At 58.4% G+C, this 22,679-nt stretch carries 11 protein-coding genes, 1 rRNA gene and 2 pseudogenes; 3 read left to right on the forward strand and 11 right to left on the reverse strand.

The window, feature by feature from the left end:
• Positions 1 to 45: 45 nt before the first annotated feature.
• Complete coding sequence (locus tag ACQE3D_RS20270; RefSeq protein WP_313730705.1) at positions 46 to 687, reverse strand: HAD-IB family phosphatase; 642 nt, start codon at positions 685 to 687, stop codon at positions 46 to 48.
• The gene (gene serA / locus ACQE3D_RS20275; protein ID WP_064030740.1) at positions 684 to 2,267 is read right to left on the reverse strand and encodes a phosphoglycerate dehydrogenase; all 1,584 of its coding nucleotides are present in this window, start codon (positions 2,265 to 2,267) and stop codon (positions 684 to 686) included. Before serA ends, ACQE3D_RS20270 begins: the two co-directional genes overlap by 4 nt.
• A gap of 69 nt (positions 2,268 to 2,336) precedes the next feature.
• Between serA and ACQE3D_RS20280 the strand changes: the two genes are divergently transcribed.
• Positions 2,337 to 2,834, forward strand: coding sequence for a TlpA disulfide reductase family protein (locus ACQE3D_RS20280; protein ID WP_313730704.1), 498 nt, complete (start codon positions 2,337 to 2,339; stop codon positions 2,832 to 2,834).
• Positions 2,835 to 3,323: 489 nt separating this feature from the next.
• Here ACQE3D_RS20280 and ACQE3D_RS20285 read toward each other — a convergent pair whose 3' ends face one another.
• The 7 genes from ACQE3D_RS20285 to ACQE3D_RS20315 form a co-directional block, all read right to left on the reverse strand.
• Positions 3,324 to 15,278 carry a YDG domain-containing protein gene (locus ACQE3D_RS20285; RefSeq protein WP_313730703.1) on the reverse strand — a complete coding sequence of 3,985 codons (11,955 nt, stop codon included), beginning with the start codon at positions 15,276 to 15,278 and terminating at the stop codon, positions 3,324 to 3,326.
• 17 nt (positions 15,279 to 15,295) lie between these two features.
• Positions 15,296 to 16,033, reverse strand: coding sequence for a SapC family protein (locus tag ACQE3D_RS20290; RefSeq protein WP_175463715.1), 738 nt, complete (start codon positions 16,031 to 16,033; stop codon positions 15,296 to 15,298).
• A gap of 47 nt (positions 16,034 to 16,080) precedes the next feature.
• Positions 16,081 to 17,802, reverse strand: coding sequence for a ShlB/FhaC/HecB family hemolysin secretion/activation protein (locus ACQE3D_RS20295; RefSeq protein ID WP_313730702.1), 1,722 nt, complete (start codon positions 17,800 to 17,802; stop codon positions 16,081 to 16,083).
• 523 nt (positions 17,803 to 18,325) lie between these two features.
• Positions 18,326 to 18,490, reverse strand: coding sequence for a hypothetical protein (locus ACQE3D_RS20300; protein ID WP_231883575.1), 165 nt, complete (start codon positions 18,488 to 18,490; stop codon positions 18,326 to 18,328).
• Between the two features lie 90 nt (positions 18,491 to 18,580).
• Positions 18,581 to 20,140, reverse strand: a complete 1,560-nt coding sequence (tnpC, locus tag ACQE3D_RS20305; protein ID WP_313728405.1) for an IS66 family transposase — start codon at positions 20,138 to 20,140, stop codon at positions 18,581 to 18,583.
• A gap of 31 nt (positions 20,141 to 20,171) precedes the next feature.
• Positions 20,172 to 20,522, reverse strand: a complete 351-nt coding sequence (tnpB, locus tag ACQE3D_RS20310; protein WP_313727828.1) for an IS66 family insertion sequence element accessory protein TnpB — start codon at positions 20,520 to 20,522, stop codon at positions 20,172 to 20,174.
• Positions 20,498 to 20,905, reverse strand: a complete 408-nt coding sequence (locus ACQE3D_RS20315) for a transposase (protein ID WP_231883784.1) — start codon at positions 20,903 to 20,905, stop codon at positions 20,498 to 20,500. Before ACQE3D_RS20315 ends, tnpB begins: the two co-directional genes overlap by 25 nt.
• A gap of 354 nt (positions 20,906 to 21,259) precedes the next feature.
• Between ACQE3D_RS20315 and ACQE3D_RS20320 the strand changes: the two are divergent.
• Positions 21,260 to 21,705 (forward strand): annotated as a pseudogene (locus ACQE3D_RS20320) (IS66 family transposase zinc-finger binding domain-containing protein); the annotation flags it as partial.
• 176 nt (positions 21,706 to 21,881) lie between these two features.
• Here the strand turns inward: ACQE3D_RS20320 and ACQE3D_RS20325 are convergent.
• Positions 21,882 to 22,037 (reverse strand): annotated as a pseudogene (locus ACQE3D_RS20325) (hypothetical protein); the annotation flags it as partial.
• 83 nt (positions 22,038 to 22,120) lie between these two features.
• Here ACQE3D_RS20325 and ACQE3D_RS20330 point away from each other — a divergent pair.
• Positions 22,121 to 22,456 carry a transposase gene (locus tag ACQE3D_RS20330; RefSeq protein ID WP_313730699.1) on the forward strand — a complete coding sequence of 112 codons (336 nt, stop codon included), beginning with the start codon at positions 22,121 to 22,123 and terminating at the stop codon, positions 22,454 to 22,456.
• A gap of 96 nt (positions 22,457 to 22,552) precedes the next feature.
• On the opposite strand, the gene rrf is transcribed toward ACQE3D_RS20330, so the two are convergent.
• Positions 22,553 to 22,668: ribosomal RNA gene (rrf, locus tag ACQE3D_RS20335) — 5S ribosomal RNA — on the reverse strand.
• Positions 22,669 to 22,679 lie beyond the last annotated feature (11 nt).

Below are 22,679 nucleotides of genomic sequence, written 5' to 3' on the forward strand. Positions count from 1 at the left end.
AACCGAGAATTCTACCACCCTAGCGCCCGCTAATCGACCCTAGCCTTACAGCAAATAAGGCAAAACGGCCATCAGCGACGGTTCGATAACATAACAATCCGCCTCGGCCTCGACCATAGGGCGCCGCACGACCCCGCCGAAACCCACCATATAAGCGCCGGCCTGTTTTGCTTCCAGATCGGTTTTTCCGTCACCGACCATCGCCAGCGCGGCGTGGCGCATTCGTAGCCTGCGACAAATTCTGGCTTTCCCGCCGCTAACCGCCAGCGGCGAATGCACCGCAAATCCGAGATACTGACCGACAGCGTCGAATTCGACGTCAACCGCATGTACATTGGCCTCGGGTATCCCCAAGTAGTCCGCCAACGGCAAAATCGCTTGGCGCAAACCGCCGCTGATGATGTGTATTTCCTTGCCATGCGCCAACAGCGAATCCACGGTTTCCTTGACGCCGTCGACGATTTCATCGAGATACAATTGTGCCAACCAAGCAATCGCCGCCCTGTCCGGCCGAATTAATTCCAAGCGCTTGGCATACACCTCTTCCAGGGGTAACTCGCCATTCATCGCCGCGTCGGTTAGCGCCGCCACTTGCTCGAACAAGCCGTTGCGCCTAGCCAACTCGTCGATTCCCTCGACTCTGCTCAAAGTACTATCGCAGTCGAAACAGATAACATCAAACTTCATAACACGATTTGCCTTGCCGTTTGTACCGCGGGCACGTCGCAAACGGCCTGCAGCAATTGTGGATTTAACGGATTGGATACGCTGATCGCCATCATCGCCGATTGCTGGCGATCGGCATTGCTGACCTGCATCCGAGTGATATTGATGCCGGCCCCGCCCAATATCGAGCTAATAGCGGCAATCACCCCCGGCCGGTCGTGATGACGAGTAATCAGCAGCACGCCTTCCGGGACCACTTCAATTTCGAAATGATTCATACTGACCAACCGCGGATGCTGATCTCCAAGCAATGTTCCCGCCAAAATCACTGAATGATCACCGCAATGACCGGTAATCCGAATCAACGATTGGTATCCTTCCGATAATTCACTTTGAGACTCGAGCAAAACAATGCCTTGCCGCTTGGCGATCCGTTCGACATTGACCCGGTTCACCGGTGACGACAATTGCCCGGCCAACAAGCCGATCAGTGCTTCGGCGGAAATCGGCCGAACCTTGGCATACGCGGCCTTACCAAACAACGCCACTTCCAAGCGCTCGATCGGCTGATCGAGCAACTCGGCCAGCACCTTCCCGAGTATATTAGCCAAGCGCATAAAGGGTTGAGCCAAATTCAACTCCTCACTGGACACTCTGTCCAGATTCAGCGCATTGATGGCTTCGCCGGTTTGTAAATATTGGGTCACTTGCCTAGCGATTTCAACACTGACCGCTGTTTGCGCTTCCTTAGTCGAGGCCCCGAGATGCGGGGTAAAAACGACGTTATCCAATTCAAACAAAGGATGTTGTTGCGGCGGTTCTTGCTCGAAAACATCCAACGCCGCGCCCGCCAATCTTCCGGAATGCAACGCTTGAAACAGCGCCTGTTCATCGACTAGCCCGCCCCGCGCGCAATTGATCAAACGCGCACTTTTTTTCATCGCCGCAAATTGATCGGGCCCGAGCACATGGCGCGTTTTTTCTAGCAAGGGACAATGCAGGGTCAAGTAGTCGGCTTGCCGAACCAAACTATCGAAATCCATCATCTCGACGCCGTACTTGCTGAAAATTTCAGGCGCCACGAACGGATCGTGGGCAATGACCCGCATCCCTAATCCATGCCCCCGTAGTGCGACTATGCGTCCTATCGTGCCAAAACCGAGAATGGCAAGCGTCTTATGTGCGATCTCGCTCCCCATTAACTTAGACCTTTCCCATTTCCCGGCACGCACCGATTGATTGGCGGCCGGCAAATTCCGACTGAGCGAAAGCATGTGCGCAATGGCAAGCTCCGCGGTTGTCGTGGCGTTGGCATCGGGGGTATTCATAACGATAATGCCGCGCTCGGTCGCGGCATTGAGGTCGACGTTATCGACGCCGATACCGGCGCGACCGATAATTTTTAAATTTTTCGCGGCGGCAAGTACTTTAGCGCTGACCTGGGTCTCGCTACGAATCAGTAGCGCATCGTAATCCGCAATCAATTCACAAAGCTCGTCCTCGGTCAATCCGGTTTGAATTCGAAGCTGCAAACCCGGTTGAGCCGTCAGAAAGTTAATACCTTCTTCGGCCAATCTGTCCGAAACCAAGACTTTTTTCATCGTTCCCACCGCAATGCCAAGCATAACGGGCATTCTAGCAGCTTTGCTATAATCGCCGGACCGCCCCGATTGAAAAAACCCATGACACTGAAGACCGCGCTGTTCGCTTTGCTGCTATTTGGCGGTGCCGCCGGAATTTTCCAGCTCGTCGACCAAACACCGCTCGCGCCCGACCACACTTTTACCTCGCTAAACGGCGAGCAAATTTCGTTGCGGCAATTGCGTGGCTCACCGGTATTGGTCACGTTTTGGGCGACGGACTGCGCCAGCTGCCTTTCTGAAATCCCCACCTTGATCAATTGGCATCATCGATTTGCCAACCGTGGCTTGAAAATTATCGCGGTAGCGATGTATTACGATCCCCCGAATCGGGTATTAGAACTAACGAGAGAGCGAAAGCTACCCTACGACGTTGTGTTGGATGTCGACGGCAGCGGCGCTGCTGATTTCGGTAACGTAAACTTAACCCCGACGACATTCCTAATCGACAGCACGGGGAAATTAATTCTGCATCAAGTTGGAATGGGTGACTTAGTCGAGTTGGAAGCTCGCATTTCAACGTTGTGAGTAAGCGCCCTTTAAACCACGCGATTGACTTTTCGGACAAAGCGATAGCGACATCGGCAGTCTCGCCGGTACCCGACGATTAATGGCCGGGATAATCGCCTATTGCGCTCCGTCATAGGTATCCACCTCGTTATCAGTGAACACTATCTCCGCTTGTTTCGATCTGCGGATATAGACGCGGTTAATAAACCGCTTACTTTAAAACCTACGAGTCAGCCGATAAACCGTTTATCTGCGGAGCAGCTCGCTTCCCCAGCCTTCGCAAACTAGGGTCGTGAAGGCTGAGGTAAGGGCGCGATTTTTCCTGAAATAGGCGACGGGATTAAATTACCCGTCCAATATTCGCCGAAATTACAGCTGGATTTGTCCTCGGCGGAAGACACTCCGCTGGGTGCCGAAGGCTACGTAATGGTCATTGCTTAGCAGGAGAAGACTCGGTTAAAGCCGATCGATCGGGGAAACCCTAGACCGGCTGTTATTGCCGAGAAGTCAGATCGCTTGGCCTTGTTTTTCGATGGTCACGACAATCGATTTTTGTTGGCCGCTCGGACTGGTTTGAGTAATGACGACTTGCAGCGGCAATTGCGCGGCACCAGCGTTGTCGGTACTAAAACTTAAAGAGTGGCTATTGAAATTCAGCCAAGCCGGTAGCGGTTCGCCGTTACCCATTTTGGCTGTAACGGTGCCTTCGCCGGCCGTTGTAGACAATGCGCCGGCGGGCAGCGCAAAGCTGAACCCGCTCGAGTAATCGCTCACCTCGACATGGGCGACGATCTGCACCTGACTTCCCGCTACCAGGGATTGAGACGCCAATAAATGCACAGTATTGCTTAACTGAGTCGGCGCTTCACCGCCCGTCGCCATGCCGCTTGCGGCGTTCCCGCCGCTATTGATCCCCGAGTCGGCGATACTGAATTGCACGCTGCGGTTGCTGTCGGTACCTCGCAGCGCGGACATGGCCAAGCCGGTAGTCCGTCCGCCGCCGCCGCCACTGCCGGTATTGTTACTATTCGAACTTCCGCCGTTATCCGGTACCACGGTGCCAGCGTTAACGGTCTCGGTCGGCGCTGGGGTATTGACCGTAGGCGGTTGCAGAATGGTGACCATTGGGTTGCCGCCGGCTAATGTGTAATTGCTGGCCAAGCCGCCATTACCACCGTCGGCCAAGGCCAAAGTCCCGAGATCGACCGGTTTATCGATACCCGCGCGATTATCCGACATTAAACCCGCGCCGCTCAGCAACAGGGTTTCGTTACCGACCAAGGTGCCTAAATTGAAAACGTCGGAATTCACCACGTTGCTGCCGTCGAACACTCTCGAACCGGTTAAATGGATGACGTAGGGCAGAACGGTGCTGGTGGTGTTGTCGCTATAACTGATTGAGTAATTGTTGCCTCCGTTGCCGTCAGAAACACTAATTCCGCTAACCGTCACGGTGCTGCTGCCGTTGGCGTTTTTATCGGTAAACGTGTACACGCCGCCGGATAAACTATCCGAGCCGAAGAGCTGACTACCGCTGCCGGCTTTGACGATCGGTGTTCCCGAGGCGGACGTGGTGCCGTCATATGTTTTGATGACGTCGCTGGTGGTCAAAACCAAATTGGCTTGGCTAATGTCGGCGCTAAGATCGCCGCCGATCAAGGTATAGTTGCTGGCCAGGCCGCCGTTGCTTCCGTCGGCCAACGCCAAGGAGCCCAAACTTACGGTTTTACCGGTACCAACGTTTTTATCACCTAAGGCGCCCGCCCCCGTGAGGATTAAAGTCTCGCCACCGACCAGACTTCCGGTGTGCAAATCCCCGGCGGCGACAGCTGTGGTACCGTCATAACTCCGGCCTCCACTCAGGCTCACGACAAACGGGTTGATCGTGCTGGTGGTGTTATTCAGGTAGGACACCGAGTAATTATCGCCGGAATTGCCATCGTTCACGGTGACGGCGGCAACCGTGACGGTTTTGGTGCCGATACCGACATTTTTATCGGTGAAGGCAAACGAGCCGCCGATCAGGCTGTCGCTACCGTAGAGTGTGCCGCTCGAGACGATCGCGGTGCCGATTGCCGACGTATTGCCATCGTAGGTTTTACTGACGTTTTCGGTGCCGACGGTCAAATTTGCCGCGGAGATGGTGGCGTTATGGGTGCCGCCCGCCAGGGTATAGTTGCTGGCCAAACCGCCGTTACTGCCGTCGGCCAGCGCCAGACTGCCCAGCGTCAAGGACTTACCGACCCCTACGTTTTTATCCGCCACCGTGCCGGTACCGGTTAGACTCAAGGTTTCGCTTCCGACCAGAGTGCTCATGGCAAAAATATTGGCCGCCGCGTTGGTACTGCCGTCGTAGCTGCGATTGCCTGTCAAACTGACTGCGTAGGCCGTCACATCGGCGCTACGCGTACCGCCGACCAACGTGTAATTGCTAGCCAAACCGCCGTTGTCGCCGTCGCCCAAGGCCAAGGAGCCAAGCGCGACCGTTTTACCGGTGCCGACATTTTGGTCCGCGACGCTTCCGGCGCCGGTCAGAGTCAATGTTTCACCGCCAACCAGAGTAGAGGTCGTCAAACTGGCTGCATTGATGACTGTGGTGCCGTCGTAGGTACGGCTACCGGTCAGATCGACCGTGTAGGCCCCGATGTCGGCAGTATGGGTGCCGCCGCTCAACGTGTAGTTGCTGGCCAAGCCGCCGTTCGTGCCGTCGGCCAGCGCCAAAGTGCCCAGCGTCACCGCTTTGCCGGTGCCGACGTTTTTGCTGGCAATGGTGCCGGTGCCGCTCAGGTTCAGGGTTTCGCTACCGACCAAACTCCCCGCCGAGAAGATGCCGGCCGCCACGTTGGTGCTGCCATTATAGGTCCGGCTGCCGGTCAGGCTGACAACGAAGGGCGTGATGGTGCTGGTGGTGTTATTGGCATAGCTCACCGAATAGTTGGCGCCGCTGTTGCCGTCGCTGACAGTCACCCCGCTCACGGTCACCGTCTTGTTGCCTGCGCCGACGTTTTTGTCGCTAAAGGCAAAGGTGCCGCCGCTGAGGCTGTCGCTGCCGTACAGCGAGCCGCTCGTGATGGTTGCGGTGCCGGCCGCCGTGGTGCCGCCGTCGTAGGCCTTGCTGACGTCGCTGGTGCTGACGGTCAAGCTGGCCGCTGAAATATCTGCGGTATGGGTGCCGCCGCTCAACGTGTAGTTGCTGGCCAATCCGCCGTTCGTGCCGTCGGCCAGCGCCAAAGTCCCCAGCGTTACGGTTTTGCCGGTGCCGACGTTTTTGCTGGCAATGGTGCCGGTGCCGCTCAGGTTCAGGGTTTCGCTACCGACCAAACTCCCCGCCGAGAAGACGCCGGCCGCCACGTTGGTGCTGCCATTATAGGTCCGGCTGCCGGTCAGGCTGACGACGAAGGGCGTGATGGTGCTGGTGGTGTTATTGGCATAGCTCACCGAATAGTTGGCGCCGCTGTTGCCGTCGCTGACGGTCACCCCGCTAACAGTCACCGTCTTGTTGCCGCTGCCGACGTTTTTGTCGCTAAAGGCAAAGGTGCCGCCGCCGAGGCTGTCGCTGCCGTACAGCGAGCCGCTCGTGATGGTTGCGGTGCCGGCCGCCGTGGTGCCGCCGTCGTAGGCCTTGCTGACGTCGCTGGTGCTGACGGTCAAGCTGGCCGCTGAAATATCTGCGGTATGGGTGCCGCCGCTCAACGTGTAGTTGCTGGCCAATCCGCCGTTCGTGCCGTCGGCCAGCGCCAAAGTCCCCAGCGTTACGGTTTTGCCGGTGCCGACGTTTTTGCTGGCAATGGTGCCGGTGCCGCTCAGGTTCAGGGTTTCGCTACCGACCAAACTCCCCGCCGAGAAGACGCCGGCCGCCACGTTGGTGCTGCCATTATAGGTCCGGCTGCCGGTCAGGCTGACGACGAAGGGCGTGATGGTGCTGGTGGTGTTATTGGCATAGCTCACCGAATAGTTGGCGCCGCTGTTGCCGTCGCTGACGGTCACCCCGCTAACAGTCACCGTCTTGTTGCCGCTGCCGACGTTTTTGTCGCTAAAGGCAAAGGTGCCGCCGCCGAGGCTGTCGCTGCCGTACAACGAGCCGCTCGTGATGGTTGCGGTGCCGGCCGCCGTGGTGCCGCCGTCGTAGGCCTTGCTGACGTCGCTGGTGCTGACGGTCAAGCTGGCCGCTGAAATATCTGCGGTATGGGTGCCGCCGCTCAGCGTGTAGTTGCTGGCCAAGCCGCCGTTCGTGCCGTCGGCCAGCGCCAAAGTGCCCAGCGTCACCGCTTTGCCGGTGCCGACGTTTTTGCTGGCAATGGTGCCGGTGCCGCTCAGGTTCAGGGTTTCGCTACCGACCAAACTCCCCGCCGAGAAGATGCCGGCCGCCACGTTGGCGCTGCCGTTATAGGTCCGGTTGCCGGTCAGGCTGACGACGAAGGGCGTGATGGTGCTGGTGGTGTTATTGGCATAGCTCACTGAATAGTTGGCGCCGCTGTTGCCGTCGCTGACGGTCACCCCGCTCACAGTCACCGTCTTGTTGCCGCTGCCGACGTTTTTGTCGCTAAAGGCAAAGGTGCCGCCGCTGAGGCTGTCGCTGCCGTACAGCGAGCCGCTCGTGATGGTTGCGGTGCCGGCCGCCGTGGTGCCGCCGTCGTAGGCCTTGCTGACGTCGCTGGTGCTGACGGTCAAGCTGGCGGCTGAAATATCCGCGGTATGGGTGCCGCCGCTCAATGTGTAGTTGCTGGCCAAGCCGCCGTTCGTGCCGTCGGCCAGCGCCAAAGTCCCCAGCGTCACCGCTTTGCCGGTGCCGACGTTTTTGCTGGCAATGGTGCCGGTGCCGCTCAGGTTCAGGGTTTCGCTACCGACCAAACTCCCCGCCGAGAAGATGCCGGCCGCCACGTTGGCGCTGCCGTTATAGGTCCGGTTGCCGGTCAGGCTGACAACGAAGGGCGTGATGGTGCCGGTGGTGTTATTGGCATAGCTCACCGAATAGTTCGCGCCGCTGTTGCCGTCGCTGACGGTCACCCCGCTCACGGTCACCGTCTTGTTGCCAGCACCGACGTTTTTGTCGCTAAAGGCAAAGGTGCCGCCGCTGAGGCTGTCGCTGCCGTACAGCGAGCCGCTCATGATGGTTGCGGTGCCGGCCGCCGTGGTGCCGCCGTCGTAGGCCTTGCTGACGTCGCTGGTGCTGACGGTCAAGCTGGCGGCTGAAATATCCGCGGTATGGGTGCCGCCGCTCAGCGTGTAGTTGCTGGCCAATCCGCCGTTCGTGCCGTCGGCCAGCGCCAAAGTCCCCAGCGTCACCGCTTTGCCGGTGCCGACGTTTTTGCTGGCAATGGTGCCGGTGCCGCTCAGGCTCAGGGTTTCGCTACCGACCAAACTCCCCGCCGAGAAGATGCCGGCCGCCACGTTGGCGCTGCCGTTATAGGTCCGGTTGCCGGTCAGGCTGACAACGAAGGGCGTGATGGTGCTGGTGGTGTTATTGGCATAGCTCACTGAATAGTTGGCGCCGCTGTTGCCGTCGCTGACGGTCACCCCGCTCACGGTCACCGTCTTGTTGCCTGCGCCGACGTTTTTGTCGCTAAAGGCAAAGGTGCCGCCGCTGAGGCTGTCGCTGCCGTACAGCGAGCCGCTCGTGATGGTTGCGGTGCCGGCCGCCGTGGTGCCGCCGTCGTAGGCCTTGCTGACGTCGCCGGTGCTGACGGTCAAGCTGGCCGCTGAAATATCCGCGGTATGGGTGCCGCCGCTCAGCGTGTAGTTGCTGGCCAATCCGCCGTTCGTGCCGTCGGCCAGCGCCAAAGTCCCCAGCGTCACCGCTTTGCCGGTGCCGACGTTTTTGCTGGCAATGGTGCCGGTGCCACTCAGGTTCAGGGTTTCGCTACCAACCAAACTCCCCGCCGAGAAGATGCCGGCCGCCACGTTGGTGCTGCCGTTATAGGTCCGGCTGCCGGTCAGGCTGACAACGAAGGGTGTGATCGTTAAGGTGCCGTCGACATAGCTGAAATCGTAGTTGCTCGCGGTATAGCCGCTCGCGGTGATGGCGTAGCTACCCGCGTTGGTGGCACCTTGCGAGGTTCCGCCGTAACTGACGCTGCCGCCCAATACACTTGAGGTTTCGCTGTTGACTAAGCCGGTGATATTGACGCCGTGACCACCACTATAGCCCGAGCCGTTGTAAGCGCGGCTGTCGTTACTGGCGGTCACGGTTAGCGTTTTTTTGTTGACCGTCAAGGTTCCGCTGGCGCCGCCGGTGCCTATCGTCGTCGAATAACCGGCCCCACCACTGATCGCGGCTGAACCGACCGCGCCATTGACGGTATAGCTGCCGACCGCGCGGCCGGTGCCGGCCGTGCCGCCGACGATACTAAAACTGGGCGAGCCGCTTAAACCCGCGACGGTGCTCGAGTCCGTCACGCCGTCGTCGTTGACGTAGCCCGAAAAGGCGCTGCTAGCGCTAGGGTCGGCGTCGCCGTAGGTTTTGCTGATGTTGCCGACGTCGACGCTCAGGCTAGGCTGGTAGTCATAAATCAGGTGATTACCCGCGACGATCGTTCCCGGCGCATTGCCGTCGTAAGTTCTGTTGTATAGCCTGGGGAGCGCCGAACCGGCCGCCCCGGTCAGGCCTCCCTCGGTGGAGCCTGACGGGCTGTGCATGTACACCAACCAACGACCGTTGGCGGCGGATAGTACGTTGCTACCGACACTATTGAGGAACTCGCCGCCGCTGGCGGCCGCCAAAACCAGCGCATCCCCGCTACCGCTGGCGGTCAGGCTCGCGCCGCTGTTCAAAACGATATTCTTGCTGCCGCTCGCGCCGCCGGTGCCGCGATGGACGATACTGATCGTATCGGCGAGGATTTGTCCCGCCAACGTGATGTTGCCGCTGTCATCCTCGGTGTTGCCGGCACCGTCGCGTAGTTCCATCGTTACCGAGCCGGCGCCGGCGTCGATCGTGACGCCGTTGGCAACCTCGATGACGGCATTCCCGGCCGCGCGATCGGCGTCGATGACGCCGTTGGCGGCCAAATCGTTGGCGTGCAGCACTAAATTGCCGCCGTCGGTGCTGATGTCGGCATTGACGTAAATGCTGCGTCCCGCCTCCAAAGTCAGGGTCGCTGACGAACTGAAAAGCCCGGCGACATTGAGGGCGCTGTTAACGGTGATGTCGTTGCTGGCTTGTAGCGTGACGTTGGTGCCCCACCCGAGCAGATTGGTCAACACGCCCGGCGCTATGGTCATGTCCTTGCCGATTGCCATGCCGTAGGTGATGCGACTCGGATCGGTGGCGCCCGAGGTGACCCGGCCGGTATGCTCGTTGGCAAAGCTGACCACGAAGGTATCGCCGTGATCGTAGGCAAAGCCGGGCAGCAAGCTGAAATAGTTGGTGCCGGCATATTGATAATAGTCGACCCAGGGTCCGCCGGTATCGAAGCTGATGCCGCTATTGGCGGTGGTGCCGACAACGCTGTTCGCGACCGATACCTCGCCGAAGATGCCGTAAAAGGCGTCACCGTAGGTCACCGAACCCGCGTTCGCCAGCCCTCCATTACGCCAATCGGTATCGATGACCAGATAGTCGTAATAGTAGGTATTGTAGTTCACCGTTAATCGGACTTGGTTCAGGCCGACATCCTGATTGCTGTAGCTGCCGATCAAGCTATTGCCGGCAGACACCGCGCCGGCCCCGCCGATACTGGCCCGCGCCCAAGACAACGCGCCGGCGTCCGCGGCCGAACCGTTGTGCCAATGCCGGCTACCCACCAGATACGAGACGCCCAGATCAATGACGCCGTCACTGCCGACTTGGTCGCCGGCATGACTGCCTACTAAGCTATTACCGATCCCGACCACAGCACCTTGGCTGCTCTCGCCGTAAGCGAAGCCGGTTTTTTCGGCGACCCAGGTCACGGCACCGGCATCCGCATTCGCGCCGCTGTGCCAATGCGGACTTAAGACCAAGTAGTTATAGGTGTAGACACTGTTGACAGGATCGTAACCGTTGGTCAATACCGTGACGCCGCCGCTGCCGATTTGGTCACCCGCCGTGGCTCCGATCAAGCTGTTGCCGGCGCTGACGGCGCCAAGCAAACCCGTCAAACGGCTTCCCCAGGTCACCGCGCCCAATTGGCTGTCGGTGCCGTTTCCCCAATTAGGGCTGATGACGACGTAGCCTAGTCGCGTCGTGTTGTTATATTCCGCCGGGAGGGCAACGACACCGCCGCTACCAACACGATCGTTGGCGTGCGTGCCAACCAAACTGTTAGCCGCGCTGGCGTTACCTGTCAGCGGGGAAGCGGCGCCTGCCGTGGTTGTGACACTGCCCCAAGTAACCGCGCCGGCGTCGGCGGTAGCGCCGTTATCCCAATACGGGCTAGCGATCGCATAGTAATCCAGATGATATTGCTTTTGACCGTTGGCGTTGGCCGGTCCGGTTGTCCAGTCGTAAGGCAACAGCGTGATGCCGCCGCTGCCGATTTGATCGCCCGCGGTGCCGCCGATCAAGCTGTTTGCCGAGCTGATACTCCCGGTTATGCCGTTCGCGGCGGCGGTTTTGGTGACGGCTCCGACGTTCGCGGTGCCGCCGTCACTCCAATTCGGACTGGCGATCAAATAATACGCGGTGCGGGTGCCGGACCAGGAGCTCCCGTTGTAGGTCAGCGTCGTGTATTGGCCGGCCTTGACACCTCCACTGCCGACTTGGTCGCCGGCGGTATCGCCGACCAAGCTGTTGCCGGAACCGACAGTGCCTTGAATGCCGCTAGCTTCGGCGCCCATCGTGACCGCCCCGCGATCGGCGTTCCAGTGCGGACTGATCACGCTGTAGTAGTAGGTATAGGACCAGCTATCCGCGGTATCGACACCGTTATAAGTTGCCACGACGCCGCCACTACCGACCCGATCGTTGGCGTGACTACCAATCAAGCTGTTACTACTACTGATCGCGCCACTGACGCCGCTGCCGGAACTACCCCAAGAGGCAGCGCCGGCGTCGGCATTACCGCCGTTATCCCAGGTGGGCGTTAGGACCACGTAATCGGCCACGCCCACATCGACGATATTATTGACGTCGCTGCCTACGCCATCGTTGGCGGTGCTGCCGACTAGGCTGTTTCCCGCGCCGACCGCGCCGCTGACACCGCTGGACTTGCTGCCCCAGGTAATCGCGCCGGTGTCGGTCGCTCCACCGTTATCCCAATCCGGGCTCAACACTAAGTAATAACCGCTTTTCAGCAAAATACCGCCGCCGCCGACATGATCGTTGGCGGTCGAGCCGACCAGACTGTTAGCCGAACCTAGAGTTCCGGTCTTGGTGGCGGTAGCATCCCAGAAGGTAACCGCGCCAGCGCTGCTGTTCCACAGCGGGCTAAGGACCACATAGCCGGGGTCTTGTCCAAGGTCGGTGACGCCGCCACTGCCGACCTGGTCGCCAGCGTGACTGCCGACCAAACTATTGCCGCTGCCGATGACGCCGGACACGCCGCCGTTGTTAGTAGTAGTTTCGGTCGGAATATTGGTTAAGGTGTTGCCGAGGTAGTTCGTTGTGGTGATGGTGCCGTAGGTGATATTGCGACCGTCGCCCCAGGTAATCGCACCTGCATCGGCGGTCGATCCTCCGTTGTTGAAGTGCGGGCTTAGAATCAGATAATAAGGGTGCGTCGAGGTGTATCCTGTATCCTGATTACGGCTCGTGTAGTGGCTGAGGACTTGGATGCCGCCGCTACCGACCAAATCGCCTGCGGTCGCGCCAACCAAGCTATTAGCCGAAGAAACGGCGAAACCGGCAGTCGCGCCGCCGGACGCGTAACCGGTCGCGCCGTCGAGCCAAGTGACCGAACCTTTGTCGCCGTTCCAGTGCGGACTGGCGACCACGTAAGCGGCGTCGGTACGGTAAGTATTCACGTGGCCATGCGGCGGGGTGTCGCTAGGTTGACTGTTGTAGTTGGTGCTGCTGGTGTAATAAAGCACTTTGATGTCGCCGCTACCGATCTGGTCGTTGGCATTGCCCCCGACCAGACTGTTCGACGAAGAAACGGTACCTGTCAATGCGGCGGAACCGCTAGCCCAAGTGACCGCGCCGGCATCGGCGCTGGCACCGTTTTGCCAATGCGGACTGGCGATCGCGAAAAAATTTCGGTAATACTCGGTGGCGGTAATCAACGCGCCGCTACTGTTGTAATCGTGAAACTCGGTGACAAATTGCGTGACCCCGCTACTGCCGATTTGGTCCCCAGCGGCACCACCTACCAGACTGTTGGAAGATGAAATGACACCGGATATTCCGCTCAAAGCGCTACCCATCGTCACGGCGCCGGTATTGGCATTCCATTGCGGATTGAGTACCAGATATTTTAAATAGCCGTTTTCGTTGTTCCAGGCGTGGCTGGCGGTGCCGTAGTAGTTGTCGATCAACACAATGCTGCCGCTGCCCACCGCGTCGCTCGCCGAACTGCCGACCAAACTGTTGGACGACGTCACCGTTCCGCTCAGCCCCGTGGTTCCGCTGGACCAAGTCACCGCCCCCTTGCCGCCGTCCCAATGCGGACTGGAAATCAAAAAGTTGCCCTGCGAATTGAACGAGACGTTGACGTTAGTGTTGGTATTTTGGCTAACAAGCAGGGTGATACCGCCGCTGCCCAAGCGATCGTCGGCGTGGCTGCCGGTCAACGTCGCCAACAACGCGCCGGACCAACCGTTATATAAATAGACCGCGCCGGCATCCTGACCGCCGAAGTCGTCGTAGGGGTTGGTGACCACCACGTTCGTGCTCCACAGCACCGAGGTCCCGGTACCGAAACCGGAGGTAACGCCCAGTGTATTGGTGGGGTTGGGGTCTTCGAATTCGAATTGCGGGTATTTGCCGCTGTTATCTATCGTGATGTTGCGCGGGTCCAGCAACAGATTGCCGTTGCGGCCCTTGGGCGCGGCCGTCGCCACGCTACCGCCGAAGATCAGCGTATCGTGCGAAGACACCTCAACGGTACCGCCGTCGCCACCGTTCTGACCGCCCTTGGCGGATATATTGCCGTAAAAATCGGTATTCTGGTCCGACCAAACCACGATGTCGCCGCCGTCGCCTTTTGCGGTAGCATCGGCTTGCAACTGGGTAAAGGGGTTGATCCGGACCAACGTTGCGTTGCGAACCGCCGCGTCCTTGCCATGAAAACCGCCGCCGATACTGATTTTGCCGCCGCCCTTGGCGCCGTTGGCGGTGAGCGTCGCGGCAGCCAAAGTGACGTCTTTGCCGCCGGTGACGGTGATCTTGCCACCCTGTCCGGAAACGCCACTGGCATCCAGGGTGGCGGAGCTGAATACGCCACCCTGGCCGCCCGCGGTCACCGCGATGTCGCCGCCATTTTTGGTTCCCTTAGTCGACAGTTTCGCGGACGCGGTCTGGATGACTCGACTGTCGGCGGCAATCGTGATTCGGCCGCCGTGGGAGACGGTACCCTCGGCGCTAAGCGTTCCGGTTTGCAGCACCCGATCGCCTGTCAGGCGAATGTCGCCGCCGCTATTACCGTCGGCGCGGACCGTGCCGGTGTCGACAACCAACTGGCCATGCTCGACGACATTGCCGCCATGAGTATTCTCGGCGGCGGACACGTCCAGTGTACCGCTGTTACTGACTTCGTCGCCGATCAGTTCTATCGAACCGCCGCGATTGACTAGGGATTTGGCCTCGACCACGCCGCTGTTGTTAATCGCTGCGCCGCGCAATTGGTCGGCGGCGCTGGCGGTCATAATGACCCGACCGCCATCGGCGCGGATCAGCTGCTTATTCTCGATCAGCGTATTGACGGTGGCGGGATCGACCTGAACATTGACCAGTTTACCTTCGTCCAATTCCAGTGTTACGCCATCGCCGCCGGCCAACGCTACCGTGCCCAAACGGGCCTGGACCAGACCTTCGTTGCTGACGCTAGGGGCCAGCAAGGCCACGTATCCGCCGTCCTTGACACGGATTTCGCCCTGGTTGACAACGCCGGTATCGCCGCCGTCGCGCTTGAAATGGTAATTTCCGGCACGAAAATCGGCATCGCTGATGTTCATCGTCGACGCGGCCATCGCACCAACGTCGACTTGGGCGCCCTTGGCAAACAGCACGCCGTTAGGGTTCACCAGAAACACTTGGCCGTTGGCGGTCAATTGACCGGCAATGACCGACGCTTCGCCGGACGTCACCCGATTCAGCGCAATCGAGTGGGCGTTAGGTTGTTGATAATCCACGTGGGCATTGGCACCGATGTTGTAGCTCTGCCAGTTGATGATGGCTTTCTGACTGCCTTGTACGACATCCATCCGAGCGCCGTTTTGCTGGATTTTCACCTGTCCCGACGCCACTTGCCCTCCGCTCGGCAACGCGTTGCCGGCCAGTTCGGCCAAGGCGGGCTGCCAAGCGCCGGCCAAGGCGATCTGTATCGCCAGCACCAGCGGATGACGGTTGAAGTGCGGCGTGCGGCATTGGCTGGCATGTCTAGTCATGAGACTGTCCTCTCGAATCAGTGCGGTTTTTCGGTGCTTGCGGCGGCTTTGCGTTCCAACAGGCGGGCAAAATTGCTCAACGACGCCAAGTGCAGATAGATCAATCCCAGCGCTCCGGTTTGGAACAGGCTGTCCAACGCATCCCGGCTGATTTTTTGGAAGCGCGCCTCATCCACTATCCAAAGACCGGACAACGAGTAACGCTCGCCGCTCGGTGATACCGCATCGGCGCGACGCTCGGTTAAGAGGTCCAATTCGTGCAAGGTGGCGGCGAATTGCGCAGTCCGTTGCGATTCGGCGTGGAACTCCCGCAAAAAGGCGATGATTTGTTGCAGGTAAGCCGACGGTTCGCCGTCGACCAACAAAGGCTCGCCGGCCGTTTCGTTAAAACGTGGGCTAGTGTCGTCAAAACAAACGATCAATTGCTTGTCTTCGGCTTGCTCGGCGGGTACGAACGGGTATCGGCGGACGAAGGCGGGTATGTAATGACCTGCCCAGCGACCGGCACCATTGACGAACAGGTTTTCGCCATCGTTCAAGCCCAGCACCGCGACCGGGACAAAGTGCCCGTCGCCGGCTTTGGCGAAGGCGATCGGGTATTCCTTGCCGGCTTCGCCGAATTCCGGACCAATCAGCGGTACCGAGTTACTAACTCGCGCATATCCTACGTCGTCGGACGGCACGATATGCAACCGACCGTGAGCGGCGGGGTTCAGGCTGACGATGCGTTTATAAAATAGCAATTGGTTGTCCACGGTGGTATCGCAGGTTGAGTTGGTGGAAAAACGGAGCCCGAAGACGCTTAAAACGCTTTGCTCAGGCTGACCCAAAAATGAGGCGTTTTGTAAGTTCCGTCCGAGTCGTTGCCGTCCGTAGAGCGCGCTGGGTTGGCGCCTATGCGTTGAGCAACGCTGCCGCGGATGACGAAATTGCCGGGGACCGTCCAGTTGATACCGACACCGCCGCCGCTGAGCGTGTAGTGATTGGGAACGCCTTCGGTGGCATTCGGCCAAAGATCGTTATGCAACGTGATGCCGCCGTGGTCGATGAAACCGACCAACTCGACATGTTCGTAAACTTCGTAGCGCAATTCGAAATTCATCAGATAGCCCTCATCGCCGAGGGCTTCGTTGACCGGATAGGCTCTGATGCCGAAGGGACCGCCGAGGCTGAATTTTTCGGAGGAATCCAGGTTTTTGGTAGCCAACTGTCCGCTGAAACCGGCGTACAAGCGTAATTTGTCGGTCAGACCTTGCAGGCGGGATGCATTAAGCGAGAATTTTTGATAGGCGCCGCCGGCTCGAGCCGTGGCCCGATTTTGGGCTTGATCGACTGGACTGCCCGACAAATCCAGATTGCCGGCCACCATGGTCGCGCCGAACAAGGTCACCGCACCGCCGAGCCAATCGTCTTGATGGTCGCCGCTCAGGCCGACGTAACCGCTTTGCACTTCTTTGTCGCTGACCACGCTAGCAAGGCTGGTATTGTAGTAGTGGCGATCGTCGAAACCGCTGGCAACGTACAGATTCGTACTCACCCCGCGCAGGAGCGGATAGGTCGCGAAAGTGCCACCGGTCCAGGCCGAGCCTTGAGCGTCCAACGACTGAAAGGGTTCGCCCAAGGTATAGTCCAACGCGGACGCCGCCAAACCAACCCGTAGCCCGGAGTAACCCACCGGCAACGAATAAGCGACCCGCCCGTAAACGTTGCCGCTGCCGCCCTGAACGCGCAACGTCGCCAAGTCGCCCAAACGCAAGGGGTTATTGAGGTTCAGAGACCCACCGAATTGGTTCATGCCGACCGAACGCACGCCGGTATTGCTGTAATCCACGGAGCCGCTGATTAGGTTGCTGGGGTCGATTTTCAACAGCAGGTCGGATTCACCCGCTCTCGCGCCGGCTTTCAGGGTAGACGATACCGTGCCGCCGGTCAGGTCGTTCAACAGCAAAATACCGCGCTGCATATCGGCCAGCCGCAAGGCTTCTCCCGCCGGCTGAGCCGCCAACATCGTTTGTCGGGGAATGTCGTTTCGGTAAGTGTTAGCCGAGTCGTCGACTTCGACCTTGCCCAGGGTGGCTTCGCGGATCAGGATTTCGACGATACCGTCGCGAATTTGCTGAGCTGGCAATAGCGCGCGGGCGAAAAAACCACGTTGCTGGTAATACGCCGCGATATCGCGAGTGATTTTGCGCAGTTCAAGCAAGTTCAAGTCCTTGCCGATATAGTCTTTTAGAAACGACTGCAGATCGGCCTCGCTAATCAACACGGCGCCGCTGATCTTCCAACCCTTTACTTGAATGCGGATGTCGCTTTCACCGGCAGGCGCCGGTTGTTCCGATATTTCGAACGGGACTTGCGAGTTGCCCGGCAAAATCGATTCGGGTTTGATATTTCGCAAAATCGAGCCGGCCTCGGGAACCACCTCGACCGCGTGACCGACCGCTAAGTAACTGATTAATGAAGCTAAGGCGCCGGCACGAAGCGGAACGCGGCTGACGTTGCGATTTCGATGGTTCGGTTGCATACGATTCCACTTAACTGAAATGAATGAGAGTTGTGGCCTGCCCGTATTCTTATGGCAGCGAAGTCGGTTGCGACTATCGCCTATAAACTCATTTTACCCGTTACGAATTAGAGTGCCGCTTTCCGGTCGACGTTGTGTTTCGATCACATCAGCACAACCGCTCAACTCATGGGCCTAAAAGCATGCCCAGAGTAGACCACAAGAACTAGATGGAAATAATATAGTCGATTCAAAACTAACTGGCGGCAAAAAAAAGCCAAACTTTAATACGCCCGCGTCACAGTTCTGGCATTTTCCGAGCAAGGACGCTCCAGCGACAGTCGGTTTTTGTCAAATTTGTAGGGTACTTTGCATTGCATGCCCTTTAAACCACGCGATTGACTTTTCGGACAAAGCGGTAGCAGTTTATTCGGATAGCGGCCCGCCTTGCATCGCCCCTTCTTCGCTCCGTACCACCACCGATCAGGACGCCACTTCGCAGCATCAGGCCGATCAGGCGCAGTATGCGTTTGTCGGTGATCCGTTATCCCATGCGAGCAATCGACCGGTCACGATAGATTCGATCAAAGAATTTCGATAAATCAATATCCACCACGTACGGCTTGCCGCTATTGATGATGCTTTGCGCCGCTTGATGTGGAATCCGTCCCGGACGGAAGCAAACTGTGCGGCGAAAATTGCGGTTCAAATAGCGGCTCCAGCAGCAGCTTCAATGTAAGCGATCTTTGAAGGACGCACTAGAACTGAAACGGACAATGACTTAACCGTTGGCGTGCGATTAGTCCGTTAGGGCGTCGAGATTCCAAGGCAACAGCGCTTCGAACTCTTCGACAGTTTTTGCGGTGGGAAGCTTTCGGAACAGATCGACCAGATAGGTGTAAGGGTCGACGCTATTGGCCTTGCAGGTTTCGATCAACGAGTAAAGATTAGCGCTGGCACGGGCGCCGGCCACCGTATCGCAAAACAACCAATTGCGGCGGCCCACCACGAAGGGGCGTATGGCGTTTTCGCAGAGGTTGTTGTCGATGGGCCAAGCGCCGTTGTCGACGAAGCGGATCAGTTTGGACCACTGCGATGACAAGTAATGCAAAGCCTTGCCCAGCAAACTACCGGGGATTACCGCATGCAGATGTTGTAGCAGCAGGGCTTCGATTTTGACCAAAACCGGTCGGCTTTGCTCCTGGCGCCGCTGCCCACGCTGTTCGACGCTCAGGTCTTCCGTCTGAGTTTCAATCGCGTACAGTTCACCCATCGCCGCGATAAACTGCGTCGCCAGTTGCTCCGGGCCGCGCGCGGCTTTAGGAATGGCGGCTTCGGCCTCGACAAAATAACGCCGCGCATGCGCCCAACAGCCGAGGTGAATCGCACCCCGGCTGGCTGCAATGGCGTTATACACCTCATAGCCGTCGCTCATCAGTACCGCGCCGGGTTTGATGCCTTCATACAACGGCTGCGCATGCGTTCCGCCGCGCCCCGGCGTGTAGCTGAACAGCCGAATCGGCGGTCCGGAGCCGGTCATTTGTGCCCACAGATAGCTTTTGCTTTGCGCGGCTCGGCCGGATTCTTTGAGCACTTGAACCACGGTTTCGTCGCCCAGGATCAGATCGGCATCGAGCAGATGGTCGCGCAGCAAGTTGATGATGGGTTGCACTGCGTCGCCAACCCGCACCATGCTAGCCGCCAGCGTGTTGCGCGACAGATCGCCGCCGAAACGGCTCAACAGCGCGGCTTGCCGATACAGCGGCAGGCTATCCTGGTATTTGGCGGTGACGACCCAGGCTAATGCCGTTTCGGTGAGTAAGCCTTTGGGGATGATGCGAACCGGTGCCGGCGTCACGCGAATGCTTTCATCGCAGCACGGGCAGGCATATTTGACGCGGTGATGTTGAATGACTCGCACCTGTTGCGGCACGATGTCGAGCTGCTCGCTGATTTCAGCGCCGATTTCCACCAGACGAGTACCGTCATGCGCACAGATGCGTTCGGCTTCCGCTAATTCATGGCGCACGATCTCACGCGGCAGATGCGGATCGAGCGGTTTGCGACCGCGTTTCTTACGGCGGTGACCGGCCACCTCGACCGCTTCGGGCGTGGCTTCCTCGGCGATTGGAGCACCGTTCGGCGCCAACACTTCGGCTTCGTTCAGGAACAGGTCGCGCTGGGCCGGATTGGCCCGCGCCTCGGATTTTGCGGCATACAGCCTATGCAGAAAGGCATCCACACGTTCTTTCAATAAATCCCGCTCGACCGTCACCAACCGCAGTTGACTCGCCAGCCGTTGCTGCTCGGCCAGCAAGGCTTGGTAGTCTTCGGTGGACAGCGTGATGGTGGGCGTCATGCCGTTATTTTACCGGCTTTACATCCGCGTTTCAGCCCACTTGGGTATAGGTTCGTGCCGGATGCGGCCGCATCGCGGCCAAGTCAATACCGGCTAACAACCAGTGGAGTTGCTCGACCGTCAACATCACAACTGCTGCCTCTTTCGGCCAGTGAAAACGGTCGGCTTCCAGCCGCTTGAGCATCAACCAAAAACCGGTGCGGTCCCACAACAGCAGTTTGATCCGATCCCGCCGGCGGTTGCTGAACACGTAGATGGCCGGCTCGAACGGATTCAAGCCTAATGCCTGCTCAACCAGCAGCGCTAAACCATTGATGGCCTTGCGGCCGTCGACCGGCTCGCGGTGCAGGTAGACCTTCAATCCTGCGTCGAAACGAAACATGGCAGCTCGGCCAACGCCTTCAAAATCACCGGCAGGTCGCTCAGTGCGACAGGCTGTAACGCGAGTTTAACGCCGTTGGGCAACTCCGCACTGAGCGCTGACTCAGCCGGTTTCTCTGCGCTCAGCGACTGAACGGGCACAAAAGCCGGCAACGTTAATGGACTGTTCGGATTCGGATGTCCTGTTTCTCGGTAATGCCCCATCCACTTGCGCAGCAGATTGGCATTGATACCGTATTGCAGAGCGATCTTGGCAACCGATGTGCCCGAATGCAAGCAAACTTTCACTAGCTCCCGCTTGGCTTCCGGATCATAAAGGCAACGGCCGTCTCGCCCGTGCCCCACGATTAATGGCCGCGATAATCGCGTGTTATGCTCCTTCATAGGTGTCCACCTGATTATAAGTGGACACTATCTTCGTTCCTTTCGAGCTGTTTATACAGATGCTGTTAAAGGACCGCTTACGCTTCAATATAGCCTTATCGAATGGCGTTAAACTGGAATTGCAAGAGATTAGCTTGACCGATCTATCCCCTTTATTGAATGTATTGAACGGTCTGGCCGCCTTGCTGTGTTCCCTTCGAGCCGGGATTAAAGATCTACTTGCACCGCGAACCGGTCAATGGCCGTAAGGCCATCAATGGTTTGGCATTGCTGGTCGAGCAGGCATTAGGCTTGAATCCGTTTGAACCGGCGATCTATGTGTTCAGCAATCGGCGGCGGGATCGGATCAAACTGTTGCATCGTCTGTATGCGGCCAAGTCCGAGGCCAGAGCGAATCTGGCTCAGCGCGATCTGTTTCTGAACGAAGCCGAAGCTCTGGCACCCAACGCTGCACCGGTGGCCGAGGAAACCACACCTGAAGCTGTCGAAGGGCAGGCCATAGTCGCAAGAAACGCGGCCGCAAACCGCTCGATCCCCTCCTGCCTCGCGAGATTGCGCGCCATGAACTAGCGGAAGCCGAGCGCATCTGCGCCCATGACGGCACACGCCTGGTGGAAATCGACGCTAACATCAGTGAGCAACTCGATATCGTGCCGCAGCAAATCCACATTATTCAATATCAGCGCATCAAATATGCCTGTCCGTGCTGCGACAACAGCATCCGGATCACGCCGCCACCGGCGCGCATCATCCCCAAAGGCTTACTCACCGAACCCGTGCTGGCTTGGGTGGTGAGGGCGGTGTTGTCTACTGACTTCGGTGCCGCCATTGACAGCACCGGTGCAAAGGCCGATCGTATGGCTGGGCTACTGGGCTGGGCTGGGCTGGGCTGGGCTGGGCTGGGCTGGGCTGGGCTGGGCTGGGCTGGGCTGACATTTTCACAGTGCCGGTTAATCCATTTGTGCATCAGATTGGCATTGATGCCGTGTTCCAGTGCCATCAAGGCTGCCGAAACACCCGGCTGCAGATAGGCTTCACCGAGCTCCCGTTTTACTTCCGGATCATAGCGACAACGGCCATGACTCCGATGTCCCACCATTAGCGGTCGCGATAATCGTCTCTTGTTCTCCATCGTAGGTGTCCACCTTGTTATCCCCCTGCGTCAGAATAGTTGTCGCCTCAAATTTTTAGCCCCCTTTAAATTTGAGATAAAAAATGAATCCCTCCAAGAAGCAGTATTCTGCTGAGTTCAAAGAGCAAGCCTTGGCGAAAGTCTACAGTCGTGGCAAGCGGACGATTCAAACCATTGCCGACGAATCAAACCTCAGCATACATACCTTAAAAAACTGGATGAAAAGCACAACAACCACCGATACGCCTAACGCCAACCCGGCCAAGCGTCCCCATGATTGGCGTCCCGAAGAGCGCTTGCTGGCACTGCATGAAAGCCTTGGCTTGAGCGGCGAGGCGCTGAATGCCTGGTGTCGGCAACGCGGGCTCTTTGCGCATCAACTCGCCGTTATAAGTGGACGCTATCTTCAGCGCTTTTAATCAGGAGTGATAGACGTGGCTAAAAGGGCTATTACGATTTATTATGCGCAAAAAAAGCCCGTCTATTAGATTAATAAGCGGGCTTTTGGTATAGGCGCTTGGCGATGACCTACTTTCACATGGCAACCTGCCACACTATCATCGGCGCTAAGCGGTTTCACTTCCGAGTTCGGGATGGGATCGGGTGGTTCACGCTTGCTATGTTCACCAAGCAAACTGGTTA

Source organism: Methylomonas sp. MS20, from assembly GCF_050275925.1.
Classification (GTDB): Bacteria; Pseudomonadota; Gammaproteobacteria; order Methylococcales; family Methylomonadaceae; genus Methylomonas; species Methylomonas koyamae_A.